Source organism: Proteus sp. fly-1067, assembly GCF_040139345.1.
Lineage (GTDB): Bacteria > Pseudomonadota > Gammaproteobacteria > Enterobacterales > Enterobacteriaceae > Proteus > Proteus vulgaris_B.
Genome location: NZ_JBEEUL010000013.1, coordinates 1 through 13,557 on the forward strand (window position 1 = coordinate 1; position 13,557 = coordinate 13,557).

Consider the following 13,557-nt stretch of genomic DNA (forward strand, 5'->3'; position numbering starts at 1 on the left):
TTGCTCTGTGATTTTCATGCAACACCTCTCGATACAAGCCATTTAGCCTGTTCAACAAATGTTTTACCGATTTGCTCCAACTCACTACGTTGAATGTAATCAATAGCTTTACCATTCCACGTTTTATCAAACACCACGATAGCACCCGCAAAAAACGCACCCGTTGGCACTTGGGTTTCATCTGCAGGAACAAACCATTCAGGAACATCAAAACCAACACGACCGCGAATAAAACAAATATGATCCGCTTCTTCACACCACCATGTTTCGCTTGTCGCCACTTTCAACAGGAAGACATATCGACCACCTTTTTCACGCATCGCTAACGCATGATTCATAATGTGGCGAACACCAGTAACAGCTTGTTTTTCATGATATGAACTACGTGAATAGGGTGGATTAGCGAAAGCTGCACCGCCAATTTCTTTGAGTTTTTCTGACCAATCTTGGGTAAGCGCATTATCCTCAACGGTGTAGAAATGAGGGCATTTGCTGTTTTGCGCATCAGTAAATAGATCTAGCGTGAACGGCCCATAGAGTGAATTGATACCCCAATACAGATTTTCAGGTGTTCGCCATTGATCACCAATTTCTTTTAATTTGTGAGCAGATTGGCTTTTTAATGCCTGTAATTTCAGTGCGTAATCAATCATTGCTGAACCTCCTGTGACATTTCAGTCGCTTGTTTCCAAATGCTGTTCCATGCTTGACGACCAGAAAACTCACTCATACGACGAATGCCTGTCTTACCTGCTAATTCAAGTGCGATCTCTTCAATACGGTTTTGAGGTTTAGAACGAGAACCAATCAAGCGAGAGAAGGCGCTGTCACGTTCAACGGTATCAACTTGAACCTTCGGCTCATCCTTTGGCTTTTGGCTACGAACGATCAGCTCATCAAAGTGTTTACGTAATTTACGAGGGCTTAAAATGTTTTGGTGCCAGAATGAATCTTTGTTGGCCCAATCGAACAAGGCACAAATTTGTTCATGGGTACGTCCATCGATTTGGCGCATCAAACGAATATCGTTCGCCCAGTCATACCAAGTAGGCTCTAGTGCAAATGAATTCAGTTTTTTAACACGACCAAACATCCATTTTGCCGTTTTCAAATCACCTTCATCACCCCATTTCTGGAAATTAGTGCTGTAAATCACGGCTTCTGGATAGCAAGTTAAAAAATCATTTTTCGGCTGGTCGCTGGATTCGCCAGAATTCTGCGACGAATGATCTGTTTCTGTTGTACTCTCTGAAGTAATCTCTGTTGTATTCTCTGTAAGAACAGGCCATTTTGACCCGTTCAGAACAGCGCATTTTGAACTGTTTGAAGGTTTCAATTTGCGCTTATCGATAAGGTCATTTTGAACTGTTCGATGAGATGAGTTATCGCTATTCGATTGGGTCATATTGACCTCATCGGTCAGCAGATGATGACCGTAGTTAATCGCATAATAATTAGTACGGTCATGGTTCGATTTATTGATTTGCTCGATGCGTAAAACGCCCTGCTTTTTTAAATTAGTAAAAGCACGTTTAATCGTTGATTCAGAGAAAAAAGGAAATTGATTCTTCCACTCTTCGACGGTGTTATAAATCCAGCGCGAGCCGTCATATTCAACACCTGAAGTAGTTTCAGTTAGCCAATATTGAATTTGCTGTAACAGCATCGCCTCATTTAAACCAAGACGTACCGCTAATTCAGGAATAACGACTAAAGGGCGACTTTTTAGTAATAATAAACTCATCTTGCCACCTCATTACTTAATACGAGTGTACTTCTCTTTAAATCGCTGTACCGGTTCACATTGTGGATCGTCACAACCATCCAGCATAAAAATGACTCGCTGTTTTTCTCTGTCATAACGAACAACATGAACAACGATACCTCTGTGATTTTTGTAGTAGCGATCAAGTTGGTTTGGGTTCTCATTGTTCATTGCCCGCCCTTAAACCATGTTTTGAATTGAAATCATCTACAAGCCAACGCATAAATTGGTAGTTTGTTTCTTCATAGCCTTCTGGTACTTTAATTTCATAGACAAAACGACCATCACGCATTGAAGCCCGTACTTGCGTACAGCATGCTAAGTTTGATAATCTACTCATGCTAATTTCTCTTCACACAATTGAAATTTGCAAACCGAAGCCAGAGGCCGTACACCTTTGGCTTCACCCTTTCTGGATATAGCCATCTTTAATTTCTCTTTTGATGTAACGAAACAAACGCATTCATAAAGGTGCGGATTTGCGAAATTAATCCATCCAACATCATTTTTATCTTTTGCTCTTCTTCGTTATCAATAACGCCATCAGCCAAGCTATCTTTCATGAATAAAGCTAAACGCCCCTGCATTTCGTCAACACCACTACGCAGTACAAACAATTCCGTTTCATCCAGTTCCGCAGGACTGATCCGGTCCACAAGTAAGCGATTTGATTCCCGAGCGACAAATTCAGCAAATAAAACGGTCTTAGAAATATCTTGCATAGCTAACAGCTCGTTTAAATCAAACGAACGACAACCGTTTTTCTCATAAAGCTTGTTGTTGAATGATGTTAAAGACAGACCTAGTGCTCCAGCCATTGCCTCTCGCCCACCAGCTGTCGCTTCACACATTTCTTTCACTACCTGTTTTATTGATTGGTTACTCATTTCCTACCACCATTGATAAATTCTTGTAGTTAACTGCTTTAAACGGTTTTGTTATTGTTTTGGTAGACCATCGGTTTTATTTGGGTAGAGATCAGGTCGTAGTTGATGCGGTGATACAACCCAACCACCTAACTCACATAGTTGGATCACTCGCTCTGCTGGTACTTTGTTATTTTTAATCCAGTTAAAAACTGACTGAGGGGAATTAAAGCCAAACATTCGAGATACAGCAGATGGCACCCCGACTGTTCTAATTGCTTTTTCTGTATAATTTTCTTGGTGCATAGATGCCTCTCCTTAAGTAATACATCAATACTACTTAAAGTAGACAAATAAAACAACTTAAAATAGAAATGACAAGGGTGAGATTGGTGGATAGAATTCTACTTATGGTAGAAAATAACAAATACGATAGTTTCGCTAAACGACTAACCCAGCGAATGAAAGAGGTTAATGTAGATATTCGGCAATTGTCCGAACAAGTTGGTGTGTCTTATGAAATGGCACGTCGATATACATTAGGCACAGCCAAACCTAGAGATGATAAGATGGAATTAGTTGCTAAAACCGTTTTTTCAACCCCCGCATATCTTGACTATGGTGTAGGTCTACAAGCTGATCCGCAAAACGAATTTAATAAAAATACAGCCACAGTTAGACAAATCGAGGCTTTTGCGTCAGCAGGAAATGGCTATATTAATAATCCATTCCCAGAAGTAGTTAGATCAATAGAAATACCACAAGAACGTATTTATGAGTTATTTGGCCGTAGTAATCTAGATGGCGTAATGATCATCAATGTGGATGGTGATAGCATGACTCCCACACTGAACCCTAAAGACTTACTTTTTATAGATACCAAAATAAATCAGTTCAATGGTGATGGTATTTATATCTTTAACTTTGAAGATTCTACCTTTATTAAACGATTGCAACGCGTTAAAGGTAGAAAGTTAGCTGTAATATCAGATAATGATTTTTACCCTCCATTTTTTATTGATGATCATGAAATACATGAAGTTTATTTTCATGGAAAGCTTATAAGAAGCCTACCAATGTCATTTAAACAATTCGCATAAACATTAAAACCAACTAAAAGTTGGTTTTTTTACGCCCTTACTTTCTACTTTTAGTTGTTGACAATATCTACTTTTAGTTGCATTCTATTTCTAAAGCGAAATAAACTGTGTGAAGAGGAACAATGGCTGGCTGAGTCTTAAACCATTAACGGGGGTGTGGTGATAATGTTCTGCTCAGTCAGCCATTTTATCAAATCTAACAATAAGTAAGGGTGCTGGCATTCATCCATGACAGTCCATATCAGGTATCTACTGTAGCTAGTGCCCTTTCTTATTGTGTGAAGTGTAAATCCATTTTTATTTTTTATTAGCAACACCAGGGAAATGTAATCTCGATTAATTCGAGAGGGATTTTTATTACCTAAAAATTGTGTGGAGAGAATAATGTCTTATATTGCAACAGCAACAAATAAACATTTCTATTATCTCGATGTACGGATCGAAGATATAGATATTCAAGATATTGCTAGTGGCCTTGCTAATGAATGTCGCTTTAATGGACAGATTGATAATTTCTATTCTGTTGCTCAGCATTCTGTATATGCAAGTTATTTAGTTGCACCTGAATTTGCTTTAGAGGCCCTACTTCATGATGCCAGTGAAGCTTATGTCAAAGACCTACCATCACCACTTAAAAAGCTATTGCCTGAATATAAATTAATTGAATTACGTGTAGAAAAGATGATCCGCAAAAAGTTTGGGCTACCTGAATCTAAATCTGATGCAGTTCATTTTGCTGACTTAATGATGTTAGCCACAGAAAAGCGTGATTTAGAAATTGATGTAGGTAGTAATTGGTTAATGCTTGAAGGTATTCCAGCAAGTGATTTTGTTGTTAACCCACTAACACCACCACAAGCAAAAGCTTTATTCCTCCGCCGTTTTAATGAACTTTATAAAGAGAAAAAGGGCTAATAACCACCAGCATCAACTAATATCTATTTAAACTGTGTACGGACAGTGTGGAGAGAAAAATATGCAAATGTTGACTTTAGAGGAGTGGGCGCAAGAAAGATATAAAAGTCGTCCACCAAAGTTAGGAACGCTACAACGATATGCTCGTGGTGGCCTGTTCTATCCACCAGCAAGGAAAGAAGGTGGCATTTGGCGCGTGAGAGAAGATGCCGACCTTGTCGGTAATTTGACATCACCGGTTATCAATAATAACGATAACCCTATTTTACAAAGGATCCTCAAAGATGGCTGCCAGACCTCGTAAAAATAACGTCAATATCCCTAATCTTTACCCTTTATTTAGTCGTAAAGCTAACAAGGTTTATTGGCGTTACCGCCATCCTATAACAGGTAAATATCATGCCCTCGGTGACAATGAAGCCGAGGCGAAAGCAATAGCCATTGAAGCTAACACAAGGTTAGCGGAACAACGTAGCCGACAAGTTATGGCTATTGGTGATCGGGTGGCAAAAATAAAAGGTAAAGAAATTACGGTTAATACTTGGTTGGATAAATACTGGATTATTCAAGAAGAGCGTTTAAAGGAAGGTGATATAAAGCCGAATACTTATAAACAAAAAAGGAAGCCGGTAGATTTAATGAGGCAAGCCTTATCCATGAAACCATTACCCGCTGTTGATGCCAGAGATATTGCTGAAATTCTTGATGAGTATAAATCTAATGGCCAACACAGAATGGCTCAAGTTATTCGCTCTGTTTTAATTGATGTGTTTAAAGAAGCACAACATGCCGGTGAAGTTCCTCCTGGTTACAACCCTGCCCTTGCCACTAAACAGCCAAAACGAAAAGTAACTCGCCAACGCCTTAATTTTGATGAATGGAAAAAGATATTTGAGATTGCTGATAAACAACATCGTTATGTTGGGAATGCCATGTTGCTTGCACTTATTACAGGCCAACGATTAGGTGATATTTCCGCAATGAAGTTTAATGATATTTGGGATGATCATTTGCATATTACTCAAGAGAAAACGGGTACTAAATTAGCTATTCCATTATCACTACGTTCTGAACAATTAAATATGTCATTACGTGATGTTGTTTCCCGTTGTCGTGATCGCGTTATTAGCCCTTATCTTATTCATTATTTTCATACCACTTCACAATCTAAACGTGGTGATCAAGTTACAGCAAATACGCTAACGACTAACTTTAAAAAGGCGAGAAATAAAACAGATATTGATTGGGGAGAAGGAACGCCTGCAACATTTCATGAACAACGATCTTTATCTGAAAGGTTATATAGAGCACAAGGTATAAACACTAAAGATTTGCTGGGTCATAAAAACCAACAGCAAACCGATAGATATCATGATGACAGAGGAAAAGATTGGCTAGTTATTAAATCGTATTAACTTGGACTTTAGTTAATATATTTTTATAAGTAGAACATAATCAAACTTGATAATCTAATCTGAGCAAGTAGCAGACTTTATTATTTAAAATAATAGTAAGTCTTAATTTTTCAGTATTCTGATCTCGATAATATCTTTTGATGTTACAGGTATTATCTGACATCCATCTTGGTCAATTCCACATGCGTTTGGGTTGATTAACTTATGAAAAGAGGAAACTAATATTTTTCCCCAAGGATACTCAGTAAAAGTTTTTACTTGATTAGGATTAAGGGAGCACCGAACAACTATTGGTACTCCGATTTTTCCAAGTTTAAGTCCAATTGGGTCATCTAATTCAAAGCACATACTGACCTGCTCACCACCATATAACCCAAGTAGGTGCTTTGTTCCTTCGCCCCCAAGTGCAGATTCTGTAAAATTGAAAAAAATACGATTATTTCTAATGGAGCTCTGATTATGATTAAAATAACTCTTCCATCGATTCTTGATCTCCAAAATTTCTTTCTGTGTAAAGAGATGTCCATGTTCATTCAGAAATGTATCCCTGATCGTCTCTCCATCCCGAACTAATAGTCCTTGTGAGCGAATACTTTCAGGCATAGCTCTTGTGTAATGTATTCCTATAATTCGATTGCTTCTACAGTATTGATCAATATCTCTAACCAAAGAATAAACACTACATTGCTCGATTAGTGATTCTGAGTATTGTTCATCTATACATGAGTTTCCAATCGCCTTTAACCGATTAACAAATTTATTGGGCAACTCTAAAGGTTTGCAAAGGTCTATATTCATTTTGATAATTCGTTTTGATAACTTTTTGATAACCGTTTCAAAATTGACAATAAAAAACGGGAACTAATAAGCTCCCGTTAACTATTTATCAAATCAACAATTACATGTGTTTGATAATCGCGTCACCAAACTCGCTACATTTCAGCAGTTTAGCACCTTCTAACTGACGTTCGAAATCATAAGTTACGGTCTTAGCGGCAATCGCCCCTTCCATACCTTTAATGATTAAGTCAGCCGCTTCTGTCCAACCCATATGGCGTAGCATCATTTCCGCGGAAAGGATAATTGAGCCTGGGTTAACTTTATCTTGACCTGCATATTTAGGTGCTGTGCCGTGTGTTGCTTCAAATAATGCACACTCGTCACCAATATTTGCACCTGGTGCAATACCGATACCACCTACTTGCGCAGCTAATGCATCAGAAATATAGTCACCATTTAGGTTCATACATGCAATGACATCATATTCTGCTGGGCGTAACAGGATCTGTTGCAAGAATGCGTCGGCGATAACGTCTTTAACGATGATCTCTTTACCTGATTTTGGATTTTTAATTTTAACCCAAGGACCACCATCTAATAATTCACCACCAAACTCTTCGCGTGCTAATTCATAACCCCAGTCTTTAAAGGCACCTTCGGTAAATTTCATAATATTACCTTTGTGTACCAGAGTGACTGAATCACGGTCATTATCAATCGCGTATTCAATCGCCGCACGAACTAAGCGCTTAGTCCCTTCTTCTGAACAAGGCTTGATACCAATACCACAATCTTGTGGGAAGCGGATTTTGGTAACACCCATTTCATTTTGCAGGAATTTAATTACTTTATCAGCTTCTGCTGAGCCCGCTTTCCATTCAATACCTGCATAGATATCTTCTGAGTTTTCACGGAAGATAACCATATCAGTTAGTTCAGGTTGTTTAACTGGGCTTGGTGTGCCTTTATAGTAACGTACTGGGCGTAGGCAAATATAGAGGTCGAGTTGTTGACGTAATGCAACGTTTAATGAACGGATACCACCGCCAACTGGGGTAGTAAGAGGACCTTTAATAGAAACACGATATTCACGGATAAGATCTAAGGTTTCTTCTGGTAACCAAACATCTTTACCATATACCTGTGTTGATTTCTCACCGGTGTAGACTTCCATCCACTCAATCTTACGTTCTTTGCCGTAAGCTTTCTCAACTGCTGCATCAACAACTTTTAACATTGCTGGCGTGACATCGATACCGATACCATCCCCTTCGATATAAGGGATAACCGGATTATTTGGAACAACAAGCTTACCTTTAGCATCTAGTGTAATTTTAGCGCCATTAGCCGGAACAACTACTTTGCTTTCCATTTACCTCTCCTTTCATGTAAGCGCACGCTTTGTTAATTTTTTGTAAGAGACCTGTCAATACTACTTGATTATTCAGCTAACGCCAATCGCTTCTCTTTTAAGGTATAATCAATCTCCCATTTTTTACAAAAATTAACTATGCCAAATCAATTTAAAAATAGTGCTAAATCGAAAAAATACCATACTCCATCAGCCCAGAAGAAAGCAGTACGCCCTAGAGGTGAGCGCAAAGTGGTTATCTTTAATAAACCCTTTGATGTGCTAGTCCAATTTACCGATGAAAGTGGCAGAAAAACACTAAAAGATTTTATTCCTATTCGTGACATTTACGCAGCTGGACGTTTAGATAGAGACAGTGAAGGACTTTTAGTCTTAACAAATGATGGAAAGCTACAAGCAAAATTAACACAACCAGGTAAAAAAACAGGAAAAATCTACTATGCTCAGGTAGAAGGTGTTCCTTGTACAGTAGCATTACAACAATTTCGAGATGGATTAGAGCTTAAAGATGGCAAAACATTGCCAGCTCAAGTCGAAATAGTTGAGCAACCCGAATGGCTATGGAAGAGAAATCCGCCTATTAGAGAACGCCAAACTATTCCCACAACTTGGCTAAAAATTACCTTATTTGAAGGTAAAAACCGGCAAGTAAGGCGAATGACGGCTCATATTGGTTATCCTACATTACGCTTGATCCGCTTTAGTATGGGAAATATTGCATTGGATAATTTATTACCCGGTGAATGGAAGGAGATTGATTTTGTTTAAACCTCATGTGACTGTCGCGTGTATTGTTCATGCGCAAAATAAGTTTCTCGTTGTTGAAGAAACTGTCAATGGAAAAGCAACGTGGAATCAACCTGCAGGGCACCTTGAAGCCAATGAAACACTTATCCAAGCCGTTCAACGTGAGTTATGGGAAGAAACAGGATTAACACTTCCTGTTCAATATTTTCTTAAATTACATCAATGGATTGCCCCTGATAAAACCCCTTTTTTACGTTTTCTCTTTCTAATTGAAGCACAAGAACAATTTGAAACTCACCCTAATGATAGCGATATCAATTGTTGTTACTGGGTTAGCGCAGATGAAATTATCCAAAGCCAGCAATTACGTTCGCCTTTAGTAAGAGAAAGCATGCTATGTTATCAACAAGGTGAATGTTACCCTCTTTCTATTTTAACTAGCTTTGGCGCCCCCTTTAACTAAATGACAGAGAATGGAAAACAAAGCATCAAAAACAGAGCAACACTTGATGCACCTGTGTCAGTGATATGGTAAAGTATGGCGCTTATTTTTCCGCAGTGAGATCCAGTCATGTCAGATAACAGCCAAAAAAAAGTCATCGTAGGAATGTCCGGTGGCGTAGATTCATCCGTCTCAGCCTATCTTCTTAAGGAACAGGGATATCAGGTCGTTGGTCTGTTTATGAAGAACTGGGAAGAAGACGACGATACAGAATATTGTTCAGCTTCAACGGATCTTGCCGATGCGCAAGCTGTGTGCGATAAACTTGGCATTGAACTTTATACTATCAATTTTGCCGCTGAGTATTGGGATAATGTTTTTGAACATTTTTTATCTGAATATAAAGCAGGTCGCACTCCAAACCCCGATATTCTGTGCAATAAAGAAATAAAATTTAAAGCATTTTTAGAATATGCGGCAGAAGATTTAGGTGCTGATTATATCGCAACAGGTCACTATGTTCGCCGTCGTGATATCAATGGCAAAAGCCAATTACTTCGTGGCGTCGATAATAACAAAGACCAGAGCTATTTCTTATACACGTTAAGTCACGAGCAAATCGCACAAAGCCTTTTCCCTGTTGGTGAAATGGAAAAACCTGAAGTTAGAAAAATCGCTGAAAAGCTTGATTTAGCAACAGCAAAGAAAAAAGATTCAACAGGTATTTGTTTTATTGGTGAGCGTAAATTTACCGATTTCTTATCACGTTACCTCCCAGCTAAACCTGGTCCTATCATCACAGTTGACGGTGAAACTATTGGTGAACACCAAGGATTGATGTATCACACATTAGGTCAACGTAAAGGTTTAGGTATTGGTGGAACAAAAGACGGTGGAGATGATCCTTGGTATGTCGTTGATAAAGATGTTGAAAATAATATTCTTGTTGTGGCGCAAGGTCATGAACATCCAAGATTAATGTCTGTCGGCTTAATTGCTCAACAATTACATTGGGTATCGAGAGAGCCAATTACTGAAGCTTTCCGTTGTACTGTTAAAACACGATATCGCCAACCTGATATTGCGTGTACAGTAACACCATTAAGTGAAGATAAAATTGAAGTCCGCTTTGATTATCCCGTTGCTGCTGTAACGCCGGGACAATCAGCCGTCTTTTATCAAGACGAAGTCTGTTTAGGTGGCGGTATCATTGAAACCCGTATTCAGGAGTAGACGTGGCTAAAGATTTTCGTGATATTACACTTGCACTGGCAGGCGTCTGCCAGGCAAGTCGTCTTGTTCAGCAAATTGCTTACCAAGGTAGTGCGAACGAGAATGATATTGAAGTGATGGTTAACAGTATTTTTAATCTCAATCCAACATCAACACTTGATGTTTATGGCAATCAAATCAGTCATTTAAAATTAGGCTTTCAAACACTGAAAGCTATTCATCAGGCAGTAAGAAGAGAAAAGTTAACGCTAGAATTGATGACTTATCAACAAGGTTTAATCAACTTAGAACGCTTAATCGGACGAAATGATGATTATAGTTCACGTTTATCACAAAAAATTTCTCAATTAGAGCGTCAAAAAAGCTATTTTGAACCTATGTCCGAAGGTGTATTTAATGCACTCGCTGGAGTTTATGTTGATGCGGTTAGCCCTGTAGGCTCTCGCATTCAAGTTCATGGCTCTATTGAACTGTTAAAAAACCCAATTATTCAAGCTAAAGTTAGAGCGTTATTATTAACGGGTATCCGTAGTGCCGTGCTCTGGCGTCAAGTTGGTGGTCGTCGTTTTGATTTTTTATTGCATCAAAAGACGATCATCCGACAAGCTGATGATTTTCTCGCTCAATGTTAATACTTTAAATTCAACCTGGGAGTTGCCAACAATGGAATTATCTTCGCTGACAGCGATTTCACCGATTGACGGTCGTTACGGTAGTAAAACTTCGTCGTTACGTTCTATTTTTAGTGAATTCGGTCTTCTGAAATTCCGTGTACAGGTAGAAGTTCGCTGGCTACAAAAGCTGGCATCTTGCACCGACATTAAAGAAGTTCCCGCCTTTGAAAAAAACGCAAACGATTACCTTGATACAATTGTTGCTAATTTTAATGAAGAAGATGCAGCACGCATCAAATCTATCGAACGCACTACTAACCACGATGTAAAAGCCGTAGAATATTTTTTAAAAGAAAAAGTGGCAACTATCCCTGCTTTACATCAGGTTTCTGAATTTATTCACTTTGCTTGCACTTCTGAAGATATTAATAATCTGTCTCATGCCATTATGCTAGAAACAGCCCGCCAAGAAATCCTGCTACCTGCATGGCGTGAACTTATTGATACAATTAGTAAAATGGCGCAAGAATACCGTGACTTACCTCTTCTTTCTCGCACTCATGGTCAACCTGCTACCCCGTCTACAATGGGTAAAGAGTTTGCTAACGTGGCTTACCGCATGGAACGTCAATATCGTCAACTTACGCAAGTTGAGATTTTAGGTAAAATTAATGGTGCCGTCGGTAACTATAACGCCCACTTGGCCGCTTATCCTGAAGTAAACTGGCACCAATTTAGTGAAGAATTTGTGACTTCATTAGGTATTACATGGAACCCATACACAACACAAATTGAGCCGCATGATTATATTGCTGAACTTTTTGATTGTATTAGTCGTTTCAATACCATTTTGATCGATTTCGATCGTGATATTTGGGGTTATGTCGCACTGAATCACTTCAAACAAAAAACTATTGCGGGCGAAATTGGTTCATCGACCATGCCACATAAAGTAAACCCTATTGATTTTGAAAACTCGGAAGGAAACTTAGGGTTAGCTAATGCCGTTATGGGGCACCTTTCTAGTAAATTACCGCTTTCTCGTTGGCAACGTGATTTAACTGATTCAACCGTTCTGCGCAATTTAGGTGTGGGTATTGGTTATGCGTTAATTGCTTACCAATCAACCATGAAAGGCCTTAATAAGCTTGAAGTAAATGAAAAACATCTTCGCGAAGAGTTAGATTGTAACTGGGAAGTGTTAGCAGAGCCAATTCAAACTGTAATGCGTCGTTATGGCATTGAAAAACCTTATGAAAAATTAAAAGAATTGACTCGTGGTAAGCGTATTACTGAGCAAGATATGGTTATTTTCATCGACGGTTTAGAATTGCCTGAGCATGAAAAAACTCGCTTAAAAGCGATGACACCTGAAAGTTATATTGGTTTTGCAACTCAGTTTGTTGATAAGTTAAACTAATTTATCACACGAAAAGGCAGATAATTTCTGCCTTTTTTTATAACAAAAAACGAAGAAAACTATCTATAACCTAAACACGTTGCGGGCCACAGTATTTTTTAATCAATAGATTGTCTATGATAACCTTATATTTTTATCTAATAGACTGACTATCATGTCCTATATTTATTTTACAACGGTGTATTTTTACCGATTGTACTCAAGGTGGAATAATGCGGATCTTAATTATTGAAGATAATATTTTACTTCGTCATCACTTATCTGTGCAGTTTCGTGATGCAGGCCATCAAGTTGACGCAGCAGAAGATGCCAAAGAAGCAGATAGTTTTATAACCGAAGGTACACCCGATGTTGCTATTGTAGATTTAGGATTACCTGATGAAGATGGCATTAGCCTTATTCGAAGATGGCGAGAAAACAATATTACGTTACCTATTATGGTGTTAACTGCGCGTGAAAGTTGGCAAGAAAAAGTCTCCGCATTAAATGCGGGCGCTGATGATTATGTGACAAAACCTTTTCATTTTGAGGAAATTGTTGCACGTATTCAGGCATTAATGCGAAGAAACATGGGAATTGCATCACAAATACTCTCTATTGAGCCTTTTGAGTTGGATTTGTCACGTAAAGAGTTCATGATTTCAGGCGAGCAAATCAAATTAACAGCGTTTGAATATACCATTTTAGAAACATTAATGCGTAATCAAAACAAAGTTGTTAGCAAAGATGCATTAATGCGTCAGTTGTATCCAGATGCTGAATTAAAAGAAAGCCACACTATTGATGTACTAATGGGGCGATTACGTAAAAAAATCTTAGAAAAATACCCTGATGATGTTGTCGTGACAGTCCGTGGACAAGGCTACCGTTTTGATATGAAACCTTAAT

General features: G+C 38.5%; 18 protein-coding genes. 10 read left to right on the forward strand and 8 right to left on the reverse strand.

Features of this window, described 5'->3' with window-relative positions:
• Positions 1-14: 14 nt before the first annotated feature.
• From ABN217_RS15445 to ABN217_RS15470, 6 genes are all read right to left on the reverse strand, one after another.
• A complete protein-coding gene (locus ABN217_RS15445; protein WP_191901980.1) occupies positions 15-653 on the reverse strand; it encodes a phage N-6-adenine-methyltransferase in 639 nt (212 codons plus the stop codon).
• Positions 650-1,744 carry a phage replication protein O gene (locus tag ABN217_RS15450; protein ID WP_349459586.1) on the reverse strand — a complete coding sequence of 365 codons (1,095 nt, stop codon included), beginning with the start codon at positions 1,742-1,744 and terminating at the stop codon, positions 650-652. The genes ABN217_RS15445 and ABN217_RS15450 overlap by 4 nt, the downstream gene beginning before the upstream one ends.
• Before the next feature lie 12 nt (positions 1,745-1,756).
• Positions 1,757-1,936 carry a DUF4222 domain-containing protein gene (locus tag ABN217_RS15455; protein ID WP_004251656.1) on the reverse strand — a complete coding sequence of 60 codons (180 nt, stop codon included), beginning with the start codon at positions 1,934-1,936 and terminating at the stop codon, positions 1,757-1,759.
• On the reverse strand, positions 1,926-2,105 hold the full coding sequence (locus ABN217_RS15460) for a hypothetical protein (RefSeq protein WP_191901978.1): 180 nt from the start codon (positions 2,103-2,105) through the stop codon (positions 1,926-1,928). The genes ABN217_RS15455 and ABN217_RS15460 overlap by 11 nt, the downstream gene beginning before the upstream one ends.
• A gap of 88 nt (positions 2,106-2,193) precedes the next feature.
• Positions 2,194-2,652, reverse strand: coding sequence for a YmfL family putative regulatory protein (locus tag ABN217_RS15465; RefSeq protein WP_099659595.1), 459 nt, complete (start codon positions 2,650-2,652; stop codon positions 2,194-2,196).
• A gap of 51 nt (positions 2,653-2,703) precedes the next feature.
• Positions 2,704-2,937 carry a transcriptional regulator gene (locus ABN217_RS15470; RefSeq protein ID WP_191901976.1) on the reverse strand — a complete coding sequence of 78 codons (234 nt, stop codon included), beginning with the start codon at positions 2,935-2,937 and terminating at the stop codon, positions 2,704-2,706.
• Positions 2,938-3,023: 86 nt separating this feature from the next.
• On the opposite strand from ABN217_RS15470, the gene ABN217_RS15475 reads away from it, so the two are divergent.
• From ABN217_RS15475 to ABN217_RS15490, 4 genes are all read left to right on the forward strand, one after another.
• Positions 3,024-3,731: a LexA family transcriptional regulator gene (locus ABN217_RS15475; RefSeq protein ID WP_349459587.1), complete on the forward strand. Its 708-nt coding sequence runs from the start codon at positions 3,024-3,026 to the stop codon at positions 3,729-3,731.
• Between the two features lie 384 nt (positions 3,732-4,115).
• Positions 4,116-4,646, forward strand: a complete 531-nt coding sequence (locus ABN217_RS15480; protein WP_161681277.1) for an HD family hydrolase — start codon at positions 4,116-4,118, stop codon at positions 4,644-4,646.
• Positions 4,647-4,707: 61 nt separating this feature from the next.
• Positions 4,708-4,950 (forward strand): excisionase, encoded by a 243-nt coding sequence (locus ABN217_RS15485; protein WP_036894694.1) that lies wholly within the window; start codon positions 4,708-4,710, stop codon positions 4,948-4,950.
• A complete protein-coding gene (locus ABN217_RS15490) occupies positions 4,931-6,061 on the forward strand; it encodes a site-specific integrase (protein WP_349459589.1) in 1,131 nt (376 codons plus the stop codon). The genes ABN217_RS15485 and ABN217_RS15490 overlap by 20 nt, the downstream gene beginning before the upstream one ends.
• A gap of 102 nt (positions 6,062-6,163) precedes the next feature.
• Here the strand turns inward: ABN217_RS15490 and ABN217_RS15495 are convergent, their stop codons facing one another.
• Both ABN217_RS15495 and icd read right to left on the reverse strand, forming a co-directional pair.
• Positions 6,164-6,859, reverse strand: a complete 696-nt coding sequence (locus ABN217_RS15495; RefSeq protein WP_115349535.1) for a hypothetical protein — start codon at positions 6,857-6,859, stop codon at positions 6,164-6,166.
• Between the two features lie 100 nt (positions 6,860-6,959).
• Positions 6,960-8,213 (reverse strand): NADP-dependent isocitrate dehydrogenase, encoded by a 1,254-nt coding sequence (gene icd / locus ABN217_RS15500; RefSeq protein ID WP_006537208.1) that lies wholly within the window; start codon positions 8,211-8,213, stop codon positions 6,960-6,962.
• Positions 8,214-8,351: 138 nt separating this feature from the next.
• Between icd and rluE the strand changes: the two genes are divergently transcribed.
• The 6 genes from rluE to phoP all read left to right on the forward strand — a co-directional run bounded on the left by rluE (position 8,352) and on the right by phoP (position 13,556).
• Complete coding sequence (gene rluE, locus ABN217_RS15505) at positions 8,352-8,981, forward strand: 23S rRNA pseudouridine(2457) synthase RluE (RefSeq protein ID WP_349459590.1); 630 nt, start codon at positions 8,352-8,354, stop codon at positions 8,979-8,981.
• Positions 8,974-9,423 carry an NUDIX hydrolase gene (locus ABN217_RS15510; protein WP_349459591.1) on the forward strand — a complete coding sequence of 150 codons (450 nt, stop codon included), beginning with the start codon at positions 8,974-8,976 and terminating at the stop codon, positions 9,421-9,423. The genes rluE and ABN217_RS15510 overlap by 8 nt, the downstream gene beginning before the upstream one ends.
• 108 nt (positions 9,424-9,531) lie before the next feature.
• Positions 9,532-10,635, forward strand: coding sequence for a tRNA 2-thiouridine(34) synthase MnmA (gene mnmA / locus ABN217_RS15515; protein WP_109409358.1), 1,104 nt, complete (start codon positions 9,532-9,534; stop codon positions 10,633-10,635).
• 2 nt (positions 10,636-10,637) lie between these two features.
• Positions 10,638-11,267: a high frequency lysogenization protein HflD gene (gene hflD / locus ABN217_RS15520; RefSeq protein ID WP_349459592.1), complete on the forward strand. Its 630-nt coding sequence runs from the start codon at positions 10,638-10,640 to the stop codon at positions 11,265-11,267.
• Positions 11,268-11,298: 31 nt separating this feature from the next.
• Positions 11,299-12,669 carry an adenylosuccinate lyase gene (purB, locus tag ABN217_RS15525; protein ID WP_115349533.1) on the forward strand — a complete coding sequence of 457 codons (1,371 nt, stop codon included), beginning with the start codon at positions 11,299-11,301 and terminating at the stop codon, positions 12,667-12,669.
• A gap of 212 nt (positions 12,670-12,881) precedes the next feature.
• Positions 12,882-13,556 carry a two-component system response regulator PhoP gene (gene phoP, locus ABN217_RS15530; protein WP_072069878.1) on the forward strand — a complete coding sequence of 225 codons (675 nt, stop codon included), beginning with the start codon at positions 12,882-12,884 and terminating at the stop codon, positions 13,554-13,556.
• Position 13,557 lies beyond the last annotated feature (1 nt).